Source organism: Arthrobacter sp. UYCo732, from assembly GCF_040547265.1.
In the GTDB taxonomy this organism is placed as follows: Bacteria; Actinomycetota; Actinomycetes; order Actinomycetales; family Micrococcaceae; genus Arthrobacter.
On sequence record NZ_JBEPPJ010000003.1, the window covers coordinates 335199 to 359131 of the forward strand.

Annotated in this window: 24 protein-coding genes and 1 pseudogene; 18 read left to right on the top strand and 7 right to left on the bottom strand. The window is 65.5% G+C overall.

The annotated features are described in order from the left end of the window. The first annotated feature begins 2 nt into the window (after window positions 1–2). From ABIB45_RS07775 to ABIB45_RS07795, 5 genes are read left to right on the top strand one after another with little or no spacing between them, the layout of a single operon-like run. On the top strand, window positions 3–1166 hold the full coding sequence (locus tag ABIB45_RS07775) for an acyl-CoA dehydrogenase family protein (RefSeq protein WP_354215310.1): 1164 nt from the start codon (window positions 3–5) through the stop codon (window positions 1164–1166). Between the two features lie 20 nt (window positions 1167–1186). Next, the gene (locus tag ABIB45_RS07780) at window positions 1187–1996 is read left to right on the top strand and encodes a CoA transferase subunit A (protein WP_354215311.1); all 810 of its coding nucleotides are present in this window, start codon (window positions 1187–1189) and stop codon (window positions 1994–1996) included. A gap of 2 nt (window positions 1997–1998) precedes the next feature. Continuing rightward, complete coding sequence (locus ABIB45_RS07785) at window positions 1999–2766, top strand: CoA transferase subunit B (protein ID WP_354215312.1); 768 nt, start codon at window positions 1999–2001, stop codon at window positions 2764–2766. After that, complete coding sequence (locus ABIB45_RS07790) at window positions 2763–3356, top strand: MaoC family dehydratase (protein ID WP_354215313.1); 594 nt, start codon at window positions 2763–2765, stop codon at window positions 3354–3356. The genes ABIB45_RS07785 and ABIB45_RS07790 overlap by 4 nt, the downstream gene beginning before the upstream one ends. Then, window positions 3353–4192: an HpcH/HpaI aldolase/citrate lyase family protein gene (locus ABIB45_RS07795; RefSeq protein WP_354215314.1), complete on the top strand. Its 840-nt coding sequence runs from the start codon at window positions 3353–3355 to the stop codon at window positions 4190–4192. The genes ABIB45_RS07790 and ABIB45_RS07795 overlap by 4 nt, the downstream gene beginning before the upstream one ends. An 83-nt stretch (window positions 4193–4275) precedes the next feature. Here the strand turns inward: ABIB45_RS07795 and ABIB45_RS07800 are convergent, their stop codons facing one another. Beyond that, the gene (locus tag ABIB45_RS07800) at window positions 4276–5742 is read right to left on the bottom strand and encodes a lipase maturation factor family protein (RefSeq protein WP_354215315.1); all 1467 of its coding nucleotides are present in this window, start codon (window positions 5740–5742) and stop codon (window positions 4276–4278) included. A gap of 73 nt (window positions 5743–5815) precedes the next feature. Here ABIB45_RS07800 and dxr point away from each other — a divergent pair, with 73 nt between their 5' ends. From dxr to ABIB45_RS07840, 8 genes are all read left to right on the top strand, one after another. Beyond that, complete coding sequence (dxr, locus tag ABIB45_RS07805) at window positions 5816–7000, top strand: 1-deoxy-D-xylulose-5-phosphate reductoisomerase (protein WP_354215316.1); 1185 nt, start codon at window positions 5816–5818, stop codon at window positions 6998–7000. Between the two features lie 18 nt (window positions 7001–7018). Next, window positions 7019–8350 (top strand): M50 family metallopeptidase, encoded by a 1332-nt coding sequence (locus tag ABIB45_RS07810; RefSeq protein ID WP_354215317.1) that lies wholly within the window; start codon window positions 7019–7021, stop codon window positions 8348–8350. Window positions 8351–8736: 386 nt separating this feature from the next. Further along, window positions 8737–8988: a hypothetical protein gene (locus ABIB45_RS07815; RefSeq protein WP_354215318.1), complete on the top strand. Its 252-nt coding sequence runs from the start codon at window positions 8737–8739 to the stop codon at window positions 8986–8988. 59 nt (window positions 8989–9047) lie between these two features. Continuing rightward, window positions 9048–9800: a MarR family transcriptional regulator gene (locus ABIB45_RS07820; RefSeq protein WP_354215319.1), complete on the top strand. Its 753-nt coding sequence runs from the start codon at window positions 9048–9050 to the stop codon at window positions 9798–9800. Next, window positions 9797–10426 carry a hypothetical protein gene (locus ABIB45_RS07825; RefSeq protein WP_354215320.1) on the top strand — a complete coding sequence of 210 codons (630 nt, stop codon included), beginning with the start codon at window positions 9797–9799 and terminating at the stop codon, window positions 10424–10426. The genes ABIB45_RS07820 and ABIB45_RS07825 overlap by 4 nt, the downstream gene beginning before the upstream one ends. A 128-nt stretch (window positions 10427–10554) precedes the next feature. After that, a complete protein-coding gene (locus tag ABIB45_RS07830) occupies window positions 10555–10848 on the top strand; it encodes a YciI family protein (RefSeq protein ID WP_354215321.1) in 294 nt (97 codons plus the stop codon). Window positions 10849–10895: 47 nt separating this feature from the next. Beyond that, window positions 10896–12062: a flavodoxin-dependent (E)-4-hydroxy-3-methylbut-2-enyl-diphosphate synthase gene (gene ispG, locus ABIB45_RS07835; protein WP_354215322.1), complete on the top strand. Its 1167-nt coding sequence runs from the start codon at window positions 10896–10898 to the stop codon at window positions 12060–12062. After that, the gene (locus ABIB45_RS07840; RefSeq protein ID WP_354215323.1) at window positions 12025–12915 is read left to right on the top strand and encodes a GNAT family N-acetyltransferase; all 891 of its coding nucleotides are present in this window, start codon (window positions 12025–12027) and stop codon (window positions 12913–12915) included. The genes ispG and ABIB45_RS07840 overlap by 38 nt, the downstream gene beginning before the upstream one ends. A 46-nt stretch (window positions 12916–12961) precedes the next feature. Here the strand turns inward: ABIB45_RS07840 and ABIB45_RS07845 are convergent, their stop codons facing one another. The 3 genes from ABIB45_RS07845 to ABIB45_RS07855 are packed head-to-tail and all read right to left on the bottom strand — an operon-like array spanning window position 12962 to window position 15362. Further along, window positions 12962–13804 (bottom strand): TetR/AcrR family transcriptional regulator, encoded by an 843-nt coding sequence (locus ABIB45_RS07845; RefSeq protein WP_354215324.1) that lies wholly within the window; start codon window positions 13802–13804, stop codon window positions 12962–12964. Next, on the bottom strand, window positions 13720–14463 hold the full coding sequence (locus tag ABIB45_RS07850) for an ABC transporter permease (RefSeq protein WP_354215366.1): 744 nt from the start codon (window positions 14461–14463) through the stop codon (window positions 13720–13722). The genes ABIB45_RS07845 and ABIB45_RS07850 overlap by 85 nt, the downstream gene beginning before the upstream one ends. Before the next feature lie 8 nt (window positions 14464–14471). Further along, window positions 14472–15362 carry an ABC transporter ATP-binding protein gene (locus tag ABIB45_RS07855; RefSeq protein ID WP_354215325.1) on the bottom strand — a complete coding sequence of 297 codons (891 nt, stop codon included), beginning with the start codon at window positions 15360–15362 and terminating at the stop codon, window positions 14472–14474. Window positions 15363–15796: 434 nt separating this feature from the next. Between ABIB45_RS07855 and ABIB45_RS07860 the strand changes: the two genes are divergently transcribed. Both ABIB45_RS07860 and ABIB45_RS07865 read left to right on the top strand, forming a co-directional pair. Further along, on the top strand, window positions 15797–17605 hold the full coding sequence (locus tag ABIB45_RS07860) for a proline--tRNA ligase (RefSeq protein WP_354215326.1): 1809 nt from the start codon (window positions 15797–15799) through the stop codon (window positions 17603–17605). Between the two features lie 19 nt (window positions 17606–17624). After that, a complete protein-coding gene (locus tag ABIB45_RS07865) occupies window positions 17625–18419 on the top strand; it encodes a sulfite exporter TauE/SafE family protein (protein ID WP_354215367.1) in 795 nt (264 codons plus the stop codon). A 172-nt stretch (window positions 18420–18591) separates the two neighbouring features. On the opposite strand, the pseudogene ABIB45_RS07870 reads toward ABIB45_RS07865, so the two are convergent. From ABIB45_RS07870 to ABIB45_RS07880, 3 genes and pseudogenes are all read right to left on the bottom strand, one after another. Next, window positions 18592–19683, bottom strand: a pseudogene (locus ABIB45_RS07870) (aminoglycoside phosphotransferase family protein). Continuing rightward, window positions 19680–20408, bottom strand: coding sequence for a VIT1/CCC1 transporter family protein (locus ABIB45_RS07875; RefSeq protein WP_354215327.1), 729 nt, complete (start codon window positions 20406–20408; stop codon window positions 19680–19682). Before ABIB45_RS07875 ends, ABIB45_RS07870 begins: the two are co-directional and overlap by 4 nt. Window positions 20409–20485: 77 nt before the next feature. Then, window positions 20486–21622 (bottom strand): DUF4439 domain-containing protein, encoded by a 1137-nt coding sequence (locus ABIB45_RS07880; RefSeq protein ID WP_354215328.1) that lies wholly within the window; start codon window positions 21620–21622, stop codon window positions 20486–20488. Window positions 21623–21727: 105 nt separating this feature from the next. Here ABIB45_RS07880 and rimP point away from each other — a divergent pair, with 105 nt between their 5' ends. The 3 genes from rimP (at window position 21728) to ABIB45_RS07895 (ending at window position 23887) form a co-directional block, all read left to right on the top strand. Next, window positions 21728–22342 carry a ribosome maturation factor RimP gene (rimP, locus tag ABIB45_RS07885; RefSeq protein ID WP_354215329.1) on the top strand — a complete coding sequence of 205 codons (615 nt, stop codon included), beginning with the start codon at window positions 21728–21730 and terminating at the stop codon, window positions 22340–22342. Then, window positions 22342–23319 carry a transcription termination factor NusA gene (gene nusA / locus ABIB45_RS07890; RefSeq protein ID WP_354215330.1) on the top strand — a complete coding sequence of 326 codons (978 nt, stop codon included), beginning with the start codon at window positions 22342–22344 and terminating at the stop codon, window positions 23317–23319. Before rimP ends, nusA begins: the two co-directional genes overlap by 1 nt. Window positions 23320–23509: 190 nt before the next feature. Then, window positions 23510–23887: a YlxR family protein gene (locus tag ABIB45_RS07895; RefSeq protein ID WP_354215368.1), complete on the top strand. Its 378-nt coding sequence runs from the start codon at window positions 23510–23512 to the stop codon at window positions 23885–23887. The last annotated feature ends 46 nt before the right edge of the window (window positions 23888–23933 follow it).

A 23933-nucleotide genomic window follows, 5' to 3' on the forward strand; every position in this document is an offset into this window, starting at 1 on the left:
CCATGGCAGATTTCGAACTCAGCGAGGAGTACCAGGATCTCAGCGATACCGTCCGGGATTTCGCGGACAACGTGGTGGCACCGGTCTCCGCGAAGCACGATGAGGAACACAGCTTCCCCTACGAAATCGTGAAGCAGATGGCAGGCATGGGTCTCTTTGGGCTGCCGTTCCCGGAGGAATACGGCGGGATGGGCGGAGACTACTTCGCCCTCGCGCTCGCCCTCGAACAGCTGGGCACGGTGGACCAGTCCGTGGCAATCACCCTGGAAGCCGGCGTCTCCCTCGGCGCCATGCCCGTCTACCGGTTCGGCACTGAAGCCCAGAAAGACGAGTGGTTGCCGGTGCTGGCCTCGGGTGAGGCGCTCGCGGGCTTTGGTCTCACGGAGCCCGAAGCAGGGTCTGACGCCGGGGGCACCAAGACCAATGCGAAGCTCGACGGCGGGAACTGGGTGATCAATGGCAACAAGGAGTTCATCACCAACTCCGGGACGGACATCACCCGCCTGGTCACTGTCACAGCGGTCACGGGCCAGACGGAGCGCAAGGACGGCAGCGTCAAGAAGGAAATCTCCACCATCCTGGTGCCCACCGACACACCGGGGTTCAAAGCGGAGAAGCCCTATAACAAGGTGGGCTGGAACGCATCAGACACCCACCCGCTGACGTTGAAGGACGTCCGCGTGCCGGAGGAAAACCTGCTCGGTGAGGAAGGGCGCGGCTACGCTAACTTCCTCTCCGTCCTGGATGAAGGCAGGATCGCCATCGCCGCGCTGGCCACAGGGGCAGCGCAGGGCTGCGTGGACCTTTCGGTGAAATACGCCAAGGAACGCAACGCGTTCGGCCAGAACATCGGCAAGCACCAGGCCATCGCGTTCAAGATCGCCCGCATGCAGGCAAGGGCCCACACTGCCCGTTTGGCCTACTACGACGCCGCCGCCAGGATGCTCGCAGGAAAGCCATTCAAGACGCAGGCCGCCATCGCTAAGATGGTCGCAGGCGAGGCAGCCATGGACAACGCGCGGGATGCCACCCAGGTGTTCGGCGGCTATGGCTTCATCAACGAATTCACCGTGGCACGCCACTACCGCGACTCCAAGATCCTTGAAGTGGGGGAGGGCACCACGGAGGTCCAGCTGATGCTGATCGCCCGCGAGCTCGGACTGTAGCCGGCACGAGAGGATCACTGATGATTAACAAGGTTGTTGCCAGCGCAGAGCAAGCCATAGCGGACATCCCGGACGGCGCGTCGCTCGCGGTGGGAGGGTTCGGCCTGTGCGGGATCCCGGTGGCACTGATCGACGCCCTGCACCGGCACGGCACCAGGGACCTGGAGACGGTGAGCAACAACTGCGGCGTGGACGGCTGGGGCCTGGGCGTCCTGCTCCGTGACGGCCGGATCCGGCGGACCGTCAGTTCCTACGTCGGCGAAAACAAGGAGTTCGCGCGCCAGTATCTTTCCGGTGAACTCGAAGTGGTGCTGACCCCGCAGGGGACACTCGCGGAGAAACTCCGGGCCGGCGGCGCGGGGATCCCGGCTTTCTTCACCAAAGCGGGCGTGGGCACCCAGGTGTCCGAGGGCGGACTCCCGCAGAAGTACAACGCCGACGGCGGGGTTGCGATCGCTTCCGCATCGAAGGAAGTGCGCACCTTTAACGGGGTTGACTACGTCTTGGAAGAGTCACTGACGCCCGATTTCGGCCTGGTGCATGCGTGGAAAGGCGACCGCCATGGCAACCTTGTCTTCCATGCCACCGCCATGAACTTCAACCCCCTCTGTGCCATGGCCGGCAGGATCACCATCGCCGAAGTGGAGGAGTTGGTGGAACCCGGCGAACTGGATCCGGAGCACGTCCACGTGCCCGGCATCTTCGTCCAGCGGGTGGTGGTGGTGCCCGACGGGGAGAAACGCATCGAAAAGCGGACTGTGAGCCTGGCAACGGCGTCAAGCTCTGGGCAACAGGCAACCCGGCAGGTAACCCCACAGGCAGGAGCGTAGCCATGGAGTCGAACAACAGGCAGGGAGCCCCTCCCCGTCCGGAAGCCGTCCGGCCCGAGTACCGGCGGGCCGCCGTCGGCCATCCGGAGGGCGCCAATCAGGACACCAAAGGGTGGACCCGCAACGAGCTCGCCGCCAGGGTGGCCCGTGAGCTCAGCAATGGCCAATACGTCAACCTGGGCATCGGCATGCCCACCCTGATCCCCAACTACATTCCGGCCGGGATCGAGGTGGTCCTCCACTCGGAGAACGGCATCCTGGGCGTGGGCCCCTACCCGGCCGAGGACGCCGTGGACCCGGACCTGATCAATGCCGGCAAGGAGACCGTCACGGTCAACAAGGGCGCCGCGTTTTTCGATTCCGCTGCATCGTTCGGCATGATCCGGGGCGGCCACGTGGATGTGGCCGTGCTGGGTGCCATGGAGGTGGCGCAGAACGGCGACCTGGCCAACTGGATGATTCCCGGGAAGATGGTCAAGGGTATGGGTGGTGCCATGGACCTGGTTTTCGGTGCCAAAAAGGTGATTGTGATGATGGAGCACGTTGACCGGAACGGCCGGCCCAAAATCGTGGAGCAGTGCACGCTTCCGCTCACCGGCAAAGCCTGCGTGGACCGGATCATCACCGACCTCGCCGTGATCGACGTTGTCACCGAAGGCGGGCGGTCCCGGCTGGTGCTCCGCGAACTGGCGCCCAACGTGTCCGTCGAGGACGTCGCGGCGGCCACCGGGGCGGAACTCTTCGAAGAGGACCAGGAACTCACCGTATGACGGACGGGGTTTCGGCAGGCTCAACCGCCGGCGGATCAGGCCCAGCCGCCGGCCCGCGGGTAATTGAACAGCGCGGCCTGTATTTCGAGGAGCTCGAGGAGGATGTTGTCTACGCGCACCGGCCTGGACGCACCGCGACAGAGGCGGACAACGTCCTGTTCACCACGCTCACCATGAACACACAGGCTCTGCACCTGGACGCCGCCTGGAGCGCCGGCCAGCCCTTCGGCCAGCGTCTTGTCAATTCGATGTTCACGCTGTCCACCGTGGTGGGCCAGTCCGTGTCACAGCTGACCCAGGGCACCATCATCGCCCAGCTTGGCCTGACCGATGTGTCCTTTCCGCACCCGCTGTACCACGGCGACACGCTCTACACAGAGACCGTCGTTACGCAGAAGCGGCTTTCAGCATCGCGGCCCGGCCAAGGGATCGTGACCATGCAACACACCGGCAGGAACCAGGACGGCACCGTGGTGGCGCTGGCCACCCGGAGCTGCCTGATGTGGACACGTGCCGCCCACAGCGGGCGCCCGGCGGAACAGGAACAGGGGAGCGGAGAGGGCGTCGAAAAGGGGACAATGTCCGTATGACATTTGTGATGGGACCCGCACTGTTGTTCTGCCCCGCCGACCGGCCGGAGCGTTACCAGAAGGCCGCCGAGCGCGCCGATGCCGTCATCCTGGACCTGGAAGACGCCGTGGCACCCGCGGACAAACAGCGGGCCCGCGGCGCGATCCTCGCCCAGCTCGGTGCGGCCGGCGACGGACCCGAGCTGGACCCCAGCCGGACCATCGTGCGCATCAATCCGGGGGGCACCGAAGAGTTCGAGAAGGACCTTCACTGCCTGGCGCACACGCCATACCGGACGGTGATGCTGGCTAAGGCAGAGAACGCTAACCAGCTGGAAGCACTCAAGGACTTCCACGTCATAGCACTGTGCGAAACAGCCAAGGGAATCCTGAATGCGCCTGCCATCGCGGCGGTGCCTAATGTGGTTGCCCTGATGTGGGGCGCCGAGGACCTGCTCGCGTCCCTGGGCGGCACCTCCTCCAGAATGGACGACGGCGGCTACCGCGCCGTGGCGCTGCACGCCCGGTCCGCGGTACTTGTCGCCGCCCGCGCCTTCGGGAAGGAAGCCGTGGACGCTGTCTACGTCAACATTCCTGACCTCGACGGGCTGGCCATGGAGTCTGGCGATGCGGTGGCGTCCGGCTTCAGCTCCAAGGCGTGCATCCACCCCAGCCAAGCGAACGTCGTCAGGGGCGCCTACGCGCCGTCAGACGCTGACGTCGCCGCCGCTAAGGAGTTGCTGCAGACCGCCGCTTCCGCCGGGTCGGGCGTCTTCCAGTTCAACGGCAAAATGATCGACGGGCCCATTCTCAAACATGCGGAGGCCACGCTCCGCAGGGCCGGACTGCGCGCCTGACTCACTGAACCTGGTGGATCTGCGGCGGCCCGTTGGTCGCCGCGGCTTGACGCTCCGGCGCCTGGATCGCAGGCGGCGCCTGATCACAGCCGCCGCCCGCTCGATCCGCGCCGGGACAACGGCGGAATGGCCTCATACAGCGGTGTCCTTACCCACCGCGCTCCGGTTTCCCGAAACTCACTGCGGGTGGCGAAACGATACAGGTAGCTGTTGACCCGCACCCAACGCGGCGGTTCGCCGTCGAACGGGTCATGGCGCAGAAGCCGCAGCGTCTGCCGATCAGCCTCGAGGAGCTTCCCGAGGAAGGCATAAAACCACTGCACGTGGACGGTGCGCAGCGGAAGGAACCACATCAGCCAGTCCAGCCGCAGGTGGTAGGGCGCCCACTGCCGCGGCAGGCGGCGCAGGTCTCCGGGCTTGCCCTTGAATCCGTACTCGCGCCAGTCAGCCGCCGCGTCCGGTTCCGCGTCCAGGGTGCCTTCCACCACGATCTCTACGCGCTGCGTGGTCACGGTGCCGAACGCGCCGTAGGTGTTGACCAGCTGCCAGCGGTTGAAGCTGGCATTCATCAGCTGTCCCTTGGAGATGAGGTTGCGCAGCGGCCAATAGCTCAGCACCACCAGCAGGAGCGACGCGGCGAGGATGATTGCAAGCCAGTACGGCGGATTCCCGCGGGTGCCCGCCCCGGAATCCCAGTCCGGGGGCAGGACCGGGAACACGGCAAGGACAACGGGGTCGCTGACAGCGGCGAATGCCAGCACGATGGCGATCCAGTTCAGCCACGCAAAGTTGCCGCTCGCCACCAGCCACAGCTGCGTGAAGATCACCATGCCCGCGGCCATGCTGGCCAGGGGCTGCGGGAAAAAGAGGAAGAACGGCACAATCAGTTGGGCGAAGTGGTTCCCCAGCACCTCCAGCCGGTGGAAGGGATTGGGCAGCAGGTGCGCCTGCCGGCTCAAGGGACCGGGCATCGGCTGCGTCTCGTGGTGGTAGTACAGTGCTGTCAGGTCACGCCACTCCGGGCCGCCGCGGATCTTGATCATCCCTGCACCAAACTCCAGCCGGAACACCAGCCAGGCCGCCAGGAGCAGAATGGTGCGGGGCGGTTCAGTCTGCTCTGAGCCGAGGAACGCGACCGTGAAGCCGGCTTCCAGGATCAGCATTTCCCAGCCGAAGCCGTAAAACGTCTGGCCAACGTTCACGATCGACATGTACAGCAGCCACAGGGCCAGGAACGCGATCAGCGGCACCCATGGTGGCCCGAGCTGGGGGAGGCCGGCCACCAGCAGCGCCGAAATGGCCAGGCCTGCTGCGCAGACCCAACGCAGCAGCTTGTCCGAGTAACGCCACCTGAAGAGGGTGGGCCGCCGCCGGGAGCTGTAGCTCTCCAGATAACGGGGAGCGGGAAGCAGCCCGCGTTCACCCAGGAGTGCCGGGAACTGGTTCAGGGAGGACAGGAACGCCACAAAGTACAGCGTTGCCACACCACGCTGGAGCACTTGCCGCGCGAATTCGTAGTCCGGAGCATCGAACCAGGAAACCCAGTCCACGCAGTCAACGTTACGCCTGGCCGTTCCCGGCTCCCAGCTCGGCACCATGCCCGCCGTGCGGGATACTTAAGCCATGCAGCCTCGCAGAATCGTCCTCCTCGGATCCACCGGCTCCATCGGCACCCAGGCGATCGACGTCGTCGACGGCGCCCCGCACCTTTTTGAGGTAGTGGCGCTCAGTGCCGGCGGCGGGAACCTTGAGCTCCTCGCCCGCCAGGCGGTTCACACCGGCGCTGCCGCCGTCGGCATCGCCTCCGGTGATCACCGGCAACTGCAGGACTTGATCGCCGAGGCTGCCCGTCTTGCCGGCCGGCAGGACTACCGCCCCGAGATCATCGCCGGCCCGGACGCCTCGGCACGCATCGCAGCCATGGAGTCCGACGTGGTGCTCAACGGCATCACCGGCTCCATCGGGCTCGCACCCACCCTCGCCGCGCTGAAGTCAGGCGCCACGCTGGCGCTGGCCAACAAGGAATCGCTGATCGTAGGCGGGGCGTTGGTCAAGGCTGCGGCCCGCGAGGGCCAGATCGTACCGGTGGACTCCGAGCATTCGGCCATTGCCCAGTGCCTGCGCGCCGGAACAGCCGCCGAAGTGGAGAAACTCATTCTGACCGCATCCGGCGGCCCGTTCCGCGGCCGGACCCTGGACCAGCTCCACGATGTTTCCCCGCAGGAAGCCCTGGCGCACCCCACGTGGGATATGGGCCTGATGGTCACCACCAACTCGGCCACCTTGGTCAACAAGGGCCTTGAACTTATTGAGGCCCATCTGCTGTTCGACGTACCGCTGGACCGGATCGAGGTTGTGGTCCACCCGCAGTCCGTGGTTCATTCCATGGTCCAGTTCGTTGACGGGTCCGTCATAGCCCAGGCGTCCCCGCCGGACATGCGCCTGCCCATCGCCCTGGGCATGGGCTGGCCGGACAGGGTGCCCAAAGCGGCCACTCCCTGTGACTGGACCAAGGCCACCAGCTGGACTTTCGAGCCACTGGACACCGCAGCGTTCCCGGCCGTGGACCTGGCCAAGGACGCCGCAAGGCAGGGGAGCACCTATCCGGCCGTCTTTAATGCGGCAAATGAGGAAGCCGTCATGGCTTTCCACGCCGGCCGCATCCGCTTCACCGAAATCATGGACACCATCGACGCTGTCCTCAGCGAACACCCAGGATCCTCGGAGCTGACCCTTGAGTCAGTGCTGGATGCTGAAGACTGGGCACGAACACGCGCCCACGAACGTTTGGCAGTAAGCAGTCTCTAGGAAGCGGCAGATCCACGCATGAGTCCCATCCTCCTTTTTATCCTCGGCGTCGTCTTTGTGGCGATCGGCATTGCCGTGTCCATTGCATTGCACGAGGTGGGGCATCTGGTGCCCGCCAAGCTGTTCAAAGTACGCGTCAGCAAGTACATGATCGGCTTCGGCCCCACCCTGTGGTCCAAGCGGAAAGGCGAGACAGAATACGGCGTGAAGGCCATCCCGCTGGGTGGCTACGTGTCCATGATCGGCATGTACCCGCCCAACAAGGCCGACGGCACGGTACGGCCCTCCAGCACCGGCATGTTCCAGACCCTGGCCACCGAAGCCCGCTCCATGGCCCATGAGGAAGTGGGCCCGGACGACGGGAACCGCGTGTTCTACAAGTTGCCGGTGTGGAAGAAAGTCGTGGTGATGCTGGGCGGTCCGGCCATGAACCTGCTGATCGGCGTGGTGCTGACCGCCGTGCTGCTGATGGGGTTCGGTGTGGCCACGGCCACCACCACCATTTCCGATGTGTCCAAATGCCAGGTTGCTGTTGGCCAGACGGTGGATCCCGATTCCCCCGGCTGCCAGCCGACCCCCGCTGCGGCCGCCGGGCTCCTGCCGAATGATGTGGTCACCTCCTTTGACGGCAAAGCAGTCTCCGGCTGGGACCAGCTGACTGAATGGATTCGTGCCTCCGCGGGCAGGGAAGTCGCGATCACTGTGGAGCGCGACGGCGGACCGGTCACCACCACGGTGACGCCGGTACTGTCCGCCCGCCCCGTAGTGGGCGTCGATGGGCGCCAGGCCAAGGACGACGCCGGCAACCTGCTGTACCAGGACGTGGGCTTCCTCGGTATTGGCGCGCAGACAGAACTGGTGTCCCAGCCGGCGTCGACCGTCCTGCCCATGGCGGGGGAGAACATCAGGCAGGTGGCCGGAGTTGTCTTCAATCTGCCCGCGAGAGTGGTGGGCGTGGCCAAGGCGGCCTTTAGCGAGGAAGAGCGCGATCCGAGCGGCCCCATCAGCGTGGTGGGCGTCGGACGCGTGGCCGGCCAAGTCGCCGCCATGGAAAAGGTCCCGCTCCAGTCCAGGCTGGGTGCGCTGGTGGGGCTGCTTGCCGGACTCAATTTTGCGCTCGCGGTCTTCAACCTGATCCCGCTGCTTCCGCTGGACGGCGGGCATGTGGCCGGGGCGCTGTACGAGGGGGTTCGGCGCCGGGTGGCCAAGCTGTTCGGCAAGCCGGACCCGGGAGCTTTCGATATCGCCAAATTGCTTCCTGTGACCTATGTGGTGGCCGCCCTGCTGATGGGGATGAGCGCCCTGCTGATCTACGCCGACATCGTTAAGCCGGTGAACCTCTTCGGCTGAGCTGTCTCCCGCTGCCTGATGCTTTCGTGCAGAACGGCGAACTAAAACGAACCCGCAGAACACCCGCCGCTGGATCCGGGCAGGACTGTGGGCGCTGGCGGTCGCCTGGCTGGTCTCGGACCCGTCCATCTTGGAGCCGCAGCCGGACCAGACCAAGGACCCGGCGCCTGGGCCCGTTTTGTCAGCTCTGACTCCACCATGTCAGCCATCTGTTGGGCAGCACCGGAGGCACCATCCTGGCCTTCTTCGGTGTCCTCGCCCGGGGGTGCTGCCTGGCCGGCGGCAGGGACGTGATGCAGCTGGAGTTTCCGGGGGGTCCATGACCGGGGGCGTTTCTGCTGTGCCTGCTGCTCGCCTTCGCAGGCAACGTCCTCCTGGGGATTGCAGTGTGGCGTTCCCACCTGCCGCGGTGGTCAGGGGCGCTCTGGGCGGCCGGCGCGGTGCTGTTCTATCTCCTGGGCGTGGTCTTGGGGCAGGCCACAACGGGAAGCAGCCTGCCGACCCAGACCGCCGGCGCCCTGCTGATGGGAGGTTCCGCGGTATGGATCGCCTGGAAGGTGAGCTGGCAGGTTAGGGTAGCGCCGAACCCGGGCGCGGGAGAACCGGTTGATTTCGCCTTCTCAGCCTATTTTGGCTGATATTCGAAAATCAGCTAATTACGATTGATTATCCACGGTCACCTGCGTACGGTTAAGGCATGTACGTCATGACCATTGACCAACGCGGCAGTACCACCGATGTGGACCGGGTTCCGGAGCTGATCTCCGGGTTGGGCGGCCTCACTTCGGCCCCGTTCGAGCGTTCCGTAGGCGATGAACTCCAAGGCGTCGTGGAAAATGCCGCAGACGTGGTGGACATCGCACTCCATGCTCTCCGGGACGGCCACTGGTATGTCGGGATCGGGATCGGCGAGGTGCAGGTGGCTCCCGGCGGAAGCCCGAGGGAGGGCACCGGCAGTGGCTTTGTGGCAGCACGCAAGGCGGTGGAACTGGCCAAGGGCGCCGCGGCCCAGGTTCCTTTGTCAGTGGTGTCCGGCAGTATGGGACGTGGCCGGGACATACCTCCCGATGCCAAGGAAGGGGCCATGAGCAGTGCAAATGCCCAAGCGGTGCTCCGCCTGATGGGACGCGTGGTGCAGCAGCGCACCCCGGCGCAGTGGCGTGTAGTGGACCGGCTGCGGGCCCTCCAGGGCGGCTACGGACGTTACGGCGGAGGAACTCACGGTAGCCAGAAGAACGTGGCCCAGGAGTTGGGGATAACCGAACAATCGGTGAGTCGTGCGGTGCTCCGGTCCGGCTGGCCGGAAGAATTGGCTGCCAGACCTGCGGCTGCCATGCTCCTGGAGTTCACCCACGCCCAGATCCTTCCCTCCGAAATCCTGGTGCCTTCCCGGGCCCAGCCGCCTCGGCCTGTTCCGGTGCGGGAGACTCCAACCAAAGGACACCTGTGAACGCACTCTGGATCGCAGTGGCCCTGCTGGTGGCCGGACTTGCAGGCTGGCCTGTGACGTCGCTGGTGTTCCGGCTGGCCAGGACCATCGATGACAAAGCCGATGCGGCCGGGAAGCCAGGCCGCGCTGCCGTGGATCCGTCCGGTCAGGACCCGTCCGCGGATGTCACCGTGGATACGCTGCCAGCCATACCTCCGTTGCCGGCCCGACCACCGCTGCCGCCAGCACCGCCGGCCGGCGCGGATGATCACGCACGCGGGCAATTCGTTGACGGCGAGCTGACAGCGGGGGGCGGCCAACCGTCGTCGGATGTCACTCATCTGGTGCCCGGAGGGCCGGCACCCCAGATTTCGCCACCCGGAGTCCCGGGGTATGCCGTTCCCGGCCAGCGGATACTGCGCGGCGGGGCGATCATCGGAGTCCTCGAACGCCTGGGCGTTGGCGTGGCCATCCTGACGGGACAGCCGGTGGCCATTGCCTACATTGTGGCCGTCAAGGGCCTGGGCAGGTTTGCCGAGCTGAAGGAGACACCGGTGGCGGCAGAACGGTTCATCATTGGAACGCTCACATCGATGCTGTGGGCTGCAGGCACGGCAGCGATCGTCAAAGTGGTCTTCCTGCAGTAGATGGCCCCGTCAGCCGTTTGCCGGCACTTACTGTCGGAATTCCGGACACCATCGAACCGGTGTGCAAGGTGAGCTTGAGGTGCCAGTCCGGATCGGCGCAGGGCCGCCCCGGGGGATAGGGTGTCCTTATGACTGTTTTTGCCGTTGAGTATGTGTACGCCGCCGATTCCTCCGCCGCCCGTGATGACAGCCGACCCGCGCACCGCAGCTGGCTGGTGGGCCTGGCGGAAGAGGGCCAGCTGCTGACCAGCGGACCATACGGTGACGGGGCAGGCGCCCTGCTGATCTTCAAGGTTCAGGACGAAACCCAGCTGAATGACCTGCTCAAGCAGGACCCCTTCGCCATTGCCGGGACCATCGCCGGTATCCGAACCACCGAATGGACTCCAGTGATCGGCCTCCTGGCCCCGCACACGTCCTGATTTAACGGACCTCTTTCCCTTCCGAAACACCTACCCAAGGAGTCCATGTGACCTCGGTCAGCCTGGGAATGCCGTCAGCACCACCGCCAGTACTTGCCCCGCGCCGCAAGACGCGCCAGATCAAGGTGGGCTCGGTGGGAGTCGGCTCGGACTCGCCCATCAGTGTGCAGTCTATGACCACCACCCCCACCACGGACATCAACGCCACGCTGCAGCAGATTGCGGAACTGACCGCGTCCGGCTGCGACATTGTGCGCGTCGCCTGCCCGTCCGCCGATGATGCGGAGGCTTTGCCCATCATCGCGCGCAAGTCCCAGATTCCGGTGATCGCGGACATCCACTTCCAGCCGAAGTATGTCTTTGCCGCGATTGAAGCCGGCTGCGCGGCAGTGCGCGTGAACCCGGGCAATATCCGCAAGTTCGACGACCAGGTCAAAGAAATCGCCCGCGCCGCCAAGGACCACGGCACGTCCATCCGCATCGGCGTGAACGCCGGTTCCCTGGAACCTGGCATCCTCAAAAAATACGGCAAGGCCACCCCTGAGGCGCTCGTTGAGTCGGCAGTCTGGGAAGCGTCGCTGTTCGAGGAGCACGGTTTCCACGATTTCAAGATCTCCGTCAAGCACAATGACCCCGTGATCATGGTGGCTGCCTACGAGATGCTGGCCGAAAAAGGCGACTGGCCCCTGCACCTGGGGGTCACTGAAGCCGGGCCGGCCTTCCAGGGAACCATCAAATCAGCTACCGCCTTCGGTGCGCTGCTGTCGAAGGGAATCGGCGACACCATCCGGGTTTCCCTCTCCGCGCCGCCGGTGGACGAAATCAAGGTGGGCAACCAGATCCTGCAGTCCCTGAACCTGCGCCCGCGCAAGCTGGAAATCGTCTCCTGCCCGTCCTGCGGCCGCGCCCAGGTGGACGTCTACACTCTCGCCGAGCAGGTCACCGCCGGCCTGGAAGGCATGGAGATCCCGCTGCGCGTCGCCGTGATGGGTTGCGTGGTGAACGGACCCGGGGAAGCCCGTGAAGCCGACCTCGGCGTGGCCTCCGGCAACGGCAAGGGCCAGATCTTTGTGAAGGGCGAAGTCATCAAGACTGTGCCTGAGAGCCAGATTGTTGAGACACTGATCGAAGAGGCCATGCGCATTGCTGAGGAGATGGGGGAGGCCGATCGCGAAGATGCTGTCAAAGGTAGCCCCGTGGTTAGCGTCTCATAAACAGGGCGCCGCGCCGGAGGGGGTCACTGTCCGTGCGCTTTCCGGCGCTGACACCCCTGCCCTCCGGCGCCTCGCACTGCAGGACCCGGTAGCCAATGTCTTTATCCTCGCCCATCTCAGGGCGGTGGGGTCGGCAGCGGCCACCACCGGCGGCGCCGGAGTATTGGGCGTGTTCGACGACGGGACTCTGCTGGGTGCGTGCTGGGCGGGAGCCAACCTGGTCCCGGTCCAGCTGGACCCCGGATTTGCCGGGCTGGTGGCAGAAGCGGCCAGCGCGTCCGGCCGCCGATTTGCCTCGGCCTTCGGTCCGGCAGATTCGGTACTGGCACTCCATGCGGAGCTGGCCGAGCGCGGTCACGCTGCCCACGAGGTGCGGGACGAGCAGCCGCTGATGACTCTCTGCGGGCCACCGTCGGTGGAGCCGAACGCGGATCTGGCGTTGGGCCGGCTGGCCGATTTTGACCGCATCCTGCCTGCCTGTGCAGCCATGTTCGAAGAGGAGGTGGGCTACTCACCGTTCCTCGGTGGCAAAGAGTTCTACAGCCGCCGCGTGGAGGGCCTGATCCGGCAAGGCCATTCGCTGGCACACGTCAATGAGTCCGGTGACGTGGTGTTTAAGGCCGAGCTCGGAGCCGTTACCGCCGAAGTCACGCAGATCCAGGGCGTCTGGATGAACCCCGGCTACCGCGGGCAGGGGCTGAGCGCAGGTTACATGGCAGCAGTGGTGGAAAAGGCCCGTGCCTTTGCTCCGGTGACCAGCCTCTACGTCAACGGCTTTAACCTCCGCGCGCGGTCCACCTACGAGCGGGTGGGCTTCCGCCAGGTGGGCACGTTCGCCACAGTCCTGTTCTAGCTTCCGGGGCCCGGCGCTATCCGATTGGCCCTGGCAGTTCACCCCGTCAGGCCTGCTCTGTCAGCTCGCCTGTCAGGTAGTGCTGGACGTTCGGGGCCACGAGCCGGACAACGTCGTCGGGGGATGCGGACGCGAGTGGTTCGAGCCGCATGACATACCGGACCAGCATGACACCCACCATCTGGGTAGCCACGAGGTTGCCGCGCATGGCTACCTCCCCGGGCGGCCCTGGTACTCCTGCCATGACCCGGCTGAGGATGGCGCGCTGCACCAGTTCCCTTAGCAGCATGGTTTTGGCCTTCGAACCAATGGTTCCGCGCAGGAACGCCACCAGGCTGTGCTGCGCCGGGCTCTCCCACAGCCGAAGCACCGCCCGGACAATCGCCTCAGCCCGCTGTTCCGGAGGATGGCCGTTAACGCCCGCCAGGACCTCGTCCGGGTCGGCCGGCAGTGCCACGCTCAGCGCAAACAGCTCGTCCTTGCCCCTGAAGAAATGATGGACCATGGCGGGATCAACCCCGGCATCCCGAGCGATCTGGCGGAGGCTGGTCCCTTCAAACCCGTGCTCAGCGAAAAGCCGCTGAGCTGTGTCCAGAATCTGTGCCCGCGACTCCGTTGCCCCGCCGCGCCGGCCCCGTCTGCCGGGGCCAGTTGCGCTGCCTGGATCGGCAGGTCCGTTGCCCCGCCGCGCCGGTGCGCTCCCACTCGCGGGCTGCCCGTTCACAAGCGCGGGCTGCCCGCCGACCTGTTCTGGCCGGCCGCTCCCAAGCGCAGGCTGCCCGCCGACCTGTTCTGGCCGGCCGTTCACGCGCTCCGCCGCCGAAGCGTCAATGACGCGAGCACCAGGACCAGCAGGACTATCGCCGCGATGATTCCCGCGTCCATCCACAGCTGTTCAGTGGGCTCCGTGTTAGTAGCGATCTCCTGCAGCGCATCCACCGAGAACGTCAACGGCAGGACATTCGAGATTGCCTCCAGGACCTCATTCATCCTCTCGCGGGCCACAAAGAGGCCACACAGCAGAATCTGGGGCACCACTACCACCGGCATGAACTGCACGGCCTGGAATTCGGTCCTCGCGAACGCCGAACAGAGCAGGCCCAGGGCCACGCCCAAAACCGCGTTGATAACGGCAATCATCACCACCAATCCCGGGCTGCCTTGGATGTCCAGGCCGAAAACCCAATACGCAACCGCCGTGGCCACCAGCGACTGCAGGGCCGCCATGATGGAGAACGCCAGCCCGTAGCCGAACAGCAGGTCCGCCTTGTGGATGGGGGTGGTCAACAGCCGCTCCAGGGTGCCGGAGGTACGTTCGCGCAGCATCGTGATTGAGGTGACCAGGAACATCACCACAAACGGGAAGATCGCCAGCATCATCAGGCCCACACGATCGAACGTCCTGGGAACTCCGGGCGGCAGCGTCTCATTCTCGTAGAGGAAGTACACCGCTGTCAGCAGCAGGGCAGGAACCACCAGGATCAGCGCGATGCTTCGGCGGTCGTGCCGGAGCTGGTCCAGGACCCGACGGTTGGTGGCCAGCATCATCATCAGGTTCATGATCGCACGATCCGTTCAGTGGAGGTGCCAGGCTGTTCGGTGGCGGCGCGCGGCTGTTCTGGTGAACCACTCGGTCTTCCGGGGGCACCGGTTGGCCCTTCTCGTGAACCGGCATGCCTTCCAGGAGGGCCCGCCGGCGCTTCACCAGCATCCTGGATCATGTGCAGGAAGGCCTCTTCCAGATCGGCGCTGCGCCCGCGCACGCTCAATTCGGCCGGCGTCAGCTGCGCCAGGAGCTTCCCCTCCCGCAGTAGTAGGAGCGAATGGCAGTGGCTTGCTTCCTCCATCACATGACTGGAGACCAGCAGGGTTGTCCCGGACTCGGCCATGGACCTGAACCGGTCCCACAAATCGGCGCGGAGGACCGGATCAAGGCCCACTGTTGGCTCATCGAGCACCAGCAGGCTTGGCTGGGCCACCAGGGCGCAGGCCAGCGATACCCGGCTGAGCTGTCCGCCGGAGAGGTCTGCGGTCTTCTGCCGGGCCTGCGGTTCAAGCCCGACGGCGGCGATTGCCTCCGCTGCCTGGGCGCGGCCTTTGCGGTGCATGGCCCCGAAGTAGCGGACGTTGGCTTCCACGGTCAGGTCGGGGTACACGCTGGGGGACTGCGTTACATAACCCACCCGGTGCCGCAGGTCAGGATGCCCGGCGGGAAGCCCCAGAACCTGGACGGACCCTGAAGTGAGCGCCTGGACGCCCATGATGGCCCGCATGAGGGTGGTCTTGCCGCTGCCGGACGGGCCCAGCAGTCCGGTGATCCGGGCCGCCGGGATGCCAAAGTCCAGGCCGAGCAGGACGGGAAGCTTTCCTCGCGTGACGCGGAGGGACTTGGCGGCCACTGCCTGGACTGGTTCCAGGCCCGGCGCTGTTGCTGCAACGTGGGACATTAATGCCTCCGAATGCCGGTAATTACTTTAATTCATCAGATGATGAATTAAAGCTAAACCCGCGGGGAGGGGCCGTCAATAAACTTCGAATGGAGAAACCCTTGTCATCGTGTCCGCTCTCACTTAGGTTCGACCTGGCTGCGCTGGAGTGGGTGGGCTGTCGTACCAGTCCTCACCAGTACCCAGGCGTCAACGGCCGTGGAGCCACTCCCGGATGCAACGACCAGCCGTTTACGGCCAGGGGCTTGGGCCGCCAGGCGTGGCTCTATTGCGTCCGCCCCGGTCCTGCCGCACCGTAGGTCATCGGCCCTCTGTGGCCCCTGCACCACGTTCCGCCTCCGGTTGCGGTCTGGATTGCCGGTAGATTAGTACCCAGACGAATTGCCCGGCTCTGCTTTTTGAGCAGCCATTCCCCCAGAAACGGATACCGACCCGTGGTCACAAGAATGTCCCAGCTTTTCCTGCGCACCCTGCGTGAAGATCCCGCCGATGCCGAGGTGGCCAGCCACCGGCTCCTGGTCCGGGCCGGCTACATCCGGCGTGCGGCGCCCGGCATCTATACGTGGCTGCCGCTCGGGCTCAGCGTCCTGCGCAAGGTGGAGCAGGTCATCCGCGAGGAAATGACGGCCATTGGCGCCCAGGAAGTCCACTTCCCGGCGCTCCTGCCCAAGGAACCCTACGAGGCCACCAACCGCTGGACGGAATACGGCGAGGGTATCTTCCGCCTCAAGGACCGGAAGGGCAACGACTACCTGCTGGCGCCCACGCACGAGGAAATGTTCACCCTGCTGGTCAAGGACCTGTACTCCTCGTACAAGGACCTGCCGCTGAGCATTTACCAGATCCAGAACAAGTACCGCGATGAGGCACGCCCGCGCGCTGGCCTGCTGCGCGGCCGCGAATTCATCATGAAGGATTCCTACTCCTTTGACGTTGACGACGCCGGCATGGACGCCAGTTACGCCGCCCACCGGGGCGCTTACCTGAAGATTTTTGCGCGCCTGGGCCTGGAAGTTGTTCCGGTAACCGCCACCGCCGGCGCGATGGGCGGCTCCAAGAGCGAAGAGTTCCTGCACCCCACTGAGGTTGGCGAAGACACCTTTGTGCGCTCGGCCGGTGGCTATGCCGCCAACGTCGAGGCTGTCACCACGGTGGTTCCCGCGGACATCGACTTCAGCGGCGCGCCCGCCGCAGAGGTCCTGGATACCCCGGACACGCCCACCATTGAGACGCTTGTGGCGGCCGCCAACCAGCTCGCTCCGCGGGCAGAGGCCGACGGCGGCGCCTGGACTGGTGCTGACACTCTCAAGAACGTGGTCCTCGCCGTCACCCTGCCCACCGGTGAGCGCCAGATTGTGGTCATCGGTGTGCCGGGAGACCGCGGTGTGGACCTGAAGCGCGTAGAAGCCAACATCGGTTCCTTCCTGCCCATCGGAGGCGAGATCGGACTGGAAGCTGCTAACGAAGAGGACCTCAAGAAGCAGCCCCTTATCGTCAAGGGTTACCTTGGGCCTGGCTTGTCCCTGGGCGCGCCACTGCTGGGCACCGAAGGTTTGGCCAAGCTTTTGTACCTTGTCGATCCCCGTGTTGTCAGCGGGTCCACCTGGATCACCGGGGCCAACGAAGCCGGTAAGCACGTCTTCGGCCTCGTGGCCGGGCGCGACTTCGGCTGGGACGGCGTTATTGAGGCTACCGAGGTGCGCGCGGGCGATCCCGCCCCGGACGGCTCCGGTCCCCTGGAAACCGCGCGTGGAATCGAAATGGGCCACATCTTCCAGCTGGGACGCAAGTACGCCGCAGCCCTCGACCTGAAGGTCCTGGACCAGAATGGCAAGCAGGTGGTGGTCACCATGGGTTCCTACGGTGTTGGTGTCACGCGCGCTGTTGCTGCCCTGGCTGAATCCAACCACGATGACAAGGGCCTGGTCTGGCCGCGCGCTGTCGCCCCCGCCGATGTCCACGTGGTGGCTGTGGGCCGTGGCGAGGAAATCTTCGCGGCCGCCGAGAAGCTCGCCCTCGAACTCGAAGCCGCCGGGCTCGACGTTATTTACGATGACCGCCCCAAGGTGTCCCCGGGCGTCAAGTTCGGTGACGCCGAACTGGTAGGCGTCCCCACCATCCTGGCCGTCGGCCGCGGACTGGTGGACGGCGTCGTCGAGATCAAGGACCGCCGCAGCGGCGAAGCGGAGAACGTAGCCGTGGACAAGGCCGTTGACTACGTGGTCACTTCAGTCCGCAGCTGATGCTGCGCCTTTCTCGGTAATGGTTTCCGGGTTCGAGTCGATCCAGCTCACCACGATCATCCTGCTCGTGGTGGCTGGATTCGCCGCTGGCTGGGTGGACGCTGTGGTGGGCGGCGGCGGCCTGCTCCAGTTGCCCGCCCTTCTGCTGGTCCCCGGAATCACTCCAGTCCAGGCGCTGGCCACCAACAAGATGGGGTCGATTCTCGGCACCACCACAAGTGCGGTGACCTACTACGGGCGGGTTAAACCGGACCTTCGGACAGCCATCCCCATGGCGGTGATCGCCCTGGCCGGCAGCTTCGGCGGCGCTGTGCTGGCGGCTACCCTCCCGGCGAGTGTGTTCAAGCCGATCATCGTGGCCGCGCTGGTCGCCGTCGCACTTTTCACCGCACTCAAACCCGACGTCGGTGACGTAACCCTGTTGCGCCATGACGGCCGCACCCACTACGTCGTGGCGTGTCTGATCGGCGCGGTGATCGGTTTTTATGACGGCCTGATCGGCCCGGGCACCGGCTCGTTCCTCATCATCGCGCTCGTCTCGGCCATGGGGTACGCCTTCCTCGAAGCCAGCGCCAAGGCCAAGATCGTGAACATGGCCACCAACGGAGGGGCCCTGCTGTTCTTCCTGCCCCACGGCTCACTCCTGTGGGGCGTGGGCCTGGTGCTGGGCCTGTCCAACATGGCAGGTGGCTACCTTGGCGCGAGGACCGCCGTGAAGCAGGGGAGCGGGTTTATTCGGATCGTTTTCCTGCTGGTGGTGGGCGCCCTCATCATGAAGCTCGGCTTCGATGTCTGGCAGGAAAACTTCGCCTGACAGGGGGTAGGGCGAACCCTCGCGGCCCCGGCAGGCCGGGCGTACCATGCAGGTAACTGGAGCACTGACACGGACGATATTGGCACTGTAGTGGAGGCGGTCAGCTCTGCTTTTTGCAGCGGTCCGGCCCCCTGATCAGGTTCCCAGCCCGACCCGCCACGGAAAGCTTCCGTCAGCGGTCCGCCTGCCCCGGTTCGGGCAGGTAATGGACGGCGGGGAGGCCTTTGAGGGTCCGGCCGGCTAGCGTGCTGGCCACCCAGAGCGACCTCGCCAGATCACCTTGATGGCCTGGCCGGGACGCTTACCAGAGGGCGTTTTCCACTTCCCGGAGCACCGCCCACTGGCGTGCAGCCTCAGCGTCAAGGCCCGCGGCGGCGCTGAAGTCCCTGCAGCGCTGGCGCAGCCCTGCGGCGGGATCGCTCCGCGGAAGATCGCCGAGGCGGTTCCACAACAACGGTGCCACCGCGAATTCGGGTTCACCGATCATGGGTTGCGGGTCGATGGCCACGAAGTTCATGCCGTCGGCGCCGGCCCGGGCGCCTTGATCGGCTGCGCCCCGTGCAACGGCGCCCCGTGCAACTGCGCCCGGTGCACCGCTCGCCTGCGGCCGGGCCAGGATATTCAGAAAGTGGAAATCCGTGTGCACCAGGACGTCACGGCCGGAGCGGCGGCCTACGGCGCCGCGGGTCTGGCAGACTTCCAGGGCAGCTTCGAGCAGCCACCGCGGGAAGGGCCTGCCCTGCTGTTCCCAGTCGGAGGGCAGGTCATCGCTCCACTGTTCTGCGCGTCCGGCGATATGGTCGAACTCCTGCCATGCTGGCCGTTCATCGGGTACGAGGCTTAGCTGCCGCATGAGGCTGCCCCAGACTGCCGCCGCCTCATCCAGCGGAACAGCCTGAAGCGAGGAGCCCGGATCCAGCCGCTCGAGGAGCATGGCGCACGTTCCGCCGTCGGACTCCAACAAACGGACGGCGCCGGCCCCGCCCCACAAAGCCAGGGCGTGGCGTTCGGCCTTGGCCCCGTCGTGCGGAAAGGCGACCTTGAGGGCCGCAGGTGTCCCGTCCGACAGGCGGACGGGGACCACCACGGCGCCGTGGCCACACCAAGGCGATGCACCTGCTGCCAGGTCAACAGCCAACTCCCAATGCTCCAGCCGCCCTTGGATCAGTCCGGGCAGCGACGAAAGCCATGCCCGTCCTGTGCTGTCGCGGCTGTACCGCACGCTGAGGGCAGGCGGGATCGGCACAGCGCCCGGAAGGCTCACACGATCCCGCTTGCACCCAGCAGGTTGCCGATGGAGAACGTAGCAATCAGGGCAATGGCTCCGCCCACCACCACCCTGGCGCCCGCCCTCCACTGCGAACCGCCGCCGATCCAGGCGCCGAGCGCCCCGGTGGCGGCGAGAGCAACCAGCACCGCCACAAAGGTGAGGGGAACCCGGATGCCCTCCGGTGGCAGCAGGATGGCGAGCATGGGCAGGATGGCGCCCACCACAAAGGCAACTGCGGAAGCAAGGGCAGCATGCCAGGGGCTCACAATATCGGTCTCGTCGATGTGCAGTTCAGCAGACAGGTGTGCTCCGAGTGCGTCGTGGGCTGTCAGCTCCCTGGCCACCGTTCTGGCGGTGTCAGCGCTCAGGCCCTTGCCCTGGTAGATCGCAGCGAGTTCCTCCAGCTCTTCCTCTGGCTGCTCCTGCAGTTCCCGGCGTTCCTTTTCGATCAGGGCTTCCTGGCTGTCCTTCTGGCTGCTGACCGACACGTATTCGCCCAGGGCCATGGAGATCGCACCGCCCACCAGTCCGGCGGTTCCGGCCACCAGGATGGGTCCAGACTCGGTGGTGACGCCGGCCACGCCCACTACTATCGCGGCGACGGAAACGATGCCGTCGTTGGCACCCAAAACACCGGCGCGGAGCCAATTCAGGCGCTGCGCAATGTCGTTGTGGTGGGGTTCATCTTCATGGAAGGAGGGGGCGGCCGCAGTGTTCATTCCTCCAGCAAATCACTAGTGCCGGTGACTGGCCACTAGATGGTGGCCGGGCAGGGCTAACAGGCCCCGGGCGCCGGTCAGGACTGAGCTGCCCTGGTTGCCGCTGGACCGGGTGCCTGCGCCGACTCCGGTAGCAGCGGGAGCCGTGATTCGTCCAGGACCGCACCGGGAACCGGGCCGGGTGAGCCACCCCAGTGAGTTGTCCTGCGGACTGCCGATTGAAGGGCCGACAATGCCCACGCCCGGTCGGCCCCGTCACTCAGGGCAATGAGATCACCGTAGGCCGGAAGCGTGCCAGCCTCCAGCGATCCCAGGGCGCGTGCCGGGTCTGCCAGGAACGCTTCGTCCAGCGCGTAGCCGGCGGGCGTGGGACGCATGGCGGCGCAATGGGCAACGCCCATGGCCGCTGCCTCGCGGCGGAGGTCTTCATGCTCGGCGAGAAAGCCCGACGCCGGCGCAACTGTCGCGGGGTTAAGGCGGTTTAGTGCGGCCTGGTAGGCGTACACCAGTTCCTGCTCGGCCTCGAGGACAGCTGAGAAGGATGAGGCAAGGTCAGCACCGGTGCTGCCGGAACCCGAGCTGCCGGTCCCAGCGCTGCCGGCCGTCGCCGTCGCGGTACAGCCTGTGGGAGGCGTCGGGGCGCCAGAGGGCAGGGGAGTGCTGACCGGAGCGTCCACCTCAACACCAGCGGCCGCCGCGAGCTCCCCTGCGGCCAAGAGTTGGGCAATACCGGCGCCGGCGAGCAGGCGGGCCATGCCGCCGTCGGTCGTTTCCGCGTCATTGAGCCGTTGGACACCACTTGAGTGAAGGGCGGCGGCGAGGTCCGCCGGAGTGGACGGCCGGGGGGCCGGCGCAGAAGACGGCGCCAGGGCGGGGGTGCTAAGGGAGGGATCGGCTGGCAGCATCAAGGCCCGGGCATGCACAGTCAGCAAAGTCACAGCGCGGCTTACGGCAGCGGATACTTCAACGGAATCGGCGGCCGGCAACGTGCCGCCGGCCCGGCCCTCAAGGTCACTGCCCGCGGCCCTGAGATCCACGGCGTCGGAGAACGCAGCAGCCCTTGCCTGCTCGGAAAAAGGCGGCGGTGCGGGAGCAGCCGGTTCGCGGGGGATCAGGACAAATCCCAGGCTCACCACCAGGAGTGCGGCCAGCGTGAAAACGGCGTACCGGAAATAGCGTCCACGGTGGCCAGCTTCCTGAGTGTCGTCTTTCACAACAGACCATGTTGTCACGGCTGGGGGCATCTCCGTGCACCACTGCGGCCGGAAAATCGCTATTCTAGTAGTCACAACATCATCTATTGGAAGGCGGCCGGCATCGTGAGTAATGCAGAAGCCACGGCTTCATCAGACCCGACCGGATCGGGTACCGCTGTTGCTGCGCCCGCCCATAATCCTGAAGCCGTCCGGCTCAGGGCCCTCCTGGAACCCTCGGTCCAGGCCAACCGGCTCTACCTCGAGGATGTCTCCATCGTCCCGGGCTCGCACCGGGTGGTCCACGTGGTGGTGGACCTGCCGCAGGAGGAAACCGGCGGCGTGAATCTGGATGTCATTGCGGATATCTCGAGAGTCCTTTCGGACGTCCTTGACAATGATCCTGCCGACGACGGACGGCCCTACGACCTCGAAGTGTCCTCCCCGGGCGTCGGGCGTCCGCTGACCGAATCGAGGCACTGGCACCGGGCCAAGGGCCGCCTGGTCAAGATAAACGTCATCCAGGGCGAAAACGTCACCGGCAGGGTCCAGTCAGTGGACGAATCCGGCGTGACACTCGTCCCCGAGATCGCCGTCAAGAAGGGCATGAAGCCCAAGCAGGGCGAGCCCCTGAAACTTCCCTTCGACAGGATCCGCAACGGAAAAGTCGAGATCGAATTCAGCCACCTTGAAGAAGCTGGTCTGGAACCTGAACACAATGGACCTTCTGAGGAGGCCTGATGGATATTGACATGAGCGCGCTGAGACTTCTGGAGCGTGAGCGCGAAATCCCGCTGGACCTTCTGATTCCCACCATCGAGCAGGCGCTTCTGGTGGCCTACCACAAGTCGCCCGGCGCCTTTGAGAAGGCCCGGGCGGAGCTGGACCGCAAGAGCGGCCACGTGACCATCTGGGCCGTGGAAATCGACGACGACGGCGCCCCCATCGGCGAGTTCGAGGACACGCCCTCAGGTTTTGGCCGGATCGCTGCAAGCACCGCCCGCCAGATCATCCTGCAGCGCCTGCGCGACGTCGAGGACGACAACATCCTCGGTGAGTTCAAGGGCCGTGAGGGTGAACTCGTGGCCGGCCTGATCCAGCAGGGCAACAACCCGCACATGATCCAGGTCAACCTTGGCACCGTCGAGGCCCTGCTGCCGCCGCCCGAACAGGTGCCGGGGGAGAAGTACACCCACGGCAACCGGCTGCGTGCCCTGGTCATCGATGTTCACCGCGGCACCAAGGGCCCGTCCGTCACGCTGTCCCGGTCACACCCGGGCCTTGTGCGGAAGCTCTTCGAGCTGGAGGTCCCGGAGATTGCGGACCGCTCGGTCGAGATAGTCGCTTTGGCCCGCGAGGCCGGTCACCGGACCAAGATCGCTGTGAAGGCCAACACTCCGGGCATCAACGCCAAGGGTGCCTGCATCGGCGAAATGGGTTCACGCGTCCGCGCCGTCATGACGGAACTGAACGACGAGAAGATCGATATCGTGGACTTCAGTGAGGATCCGGCAACGTTCATCGCCAGCGCACTGTCGCCGTCGCGCGTGAATTCCGTCACGGTCATCGACGAAGCCACCCGCTCCGCCCGTGTGGTGGTTCCGGACTACCAGCTGTCCCTGGCCATCGGCAAGGAAGGCCAGAACGCCCGTCTGGCTGCCAAGCTCACCGGATGGCGCATCGATATCGTCTCGGACGCCGCCGCGCCGCGAAGCTGAGCCGTGTCCGGCGCGTCGGCCAACGGCCCCATACCTTGGGTCGACGCACCGGTTTCGGGTAGAACGGCCCCGAGGGGCTAGAATAGACCTTGACCGCGCCTAACGGCCGGTATTCGTGTGCCCTGAGTGTTCCCGCTCCGCTTACTTGCGGTTGGGGGCCTTGAGGCCGGCAGTCTTGAACGTCAGGAAGATGCTCACCGTGGCAGAAGTGCTTCACAGCGCCAATCAGCACAGCGAGAATCAACCGCAGCGTACCTGCATCGGATGCCGGAAAAAGGCTTCGCGGTCAGAGTTACTCCGGCTCGTCGCCGAAGGCAGCGGTTCCACCGCAGTGCTGGTAGACGAACGACGCCGGATGGCTGGCAGGGGTGCATGGCTGCATCCCAGCGAAACGTGCCTGGCCCTTGCGGTCAAACGGCGAGCATTCGGAAGGGCCCTCCACGGCGCAACCGGGGCCACCGCCGTCGAACGCTGGATCCTGGCAGGTGAGCAGGCCGCCGGCCCGCTGCAGATGCCTCCGGTAGCTGCGGCAACAACCGTCCAACCTGAAAGCGGGTCAGAAAACTGATGGAAACCCGATGAGTTCCCAGCGATGAGTGCGCAACGATGACAAC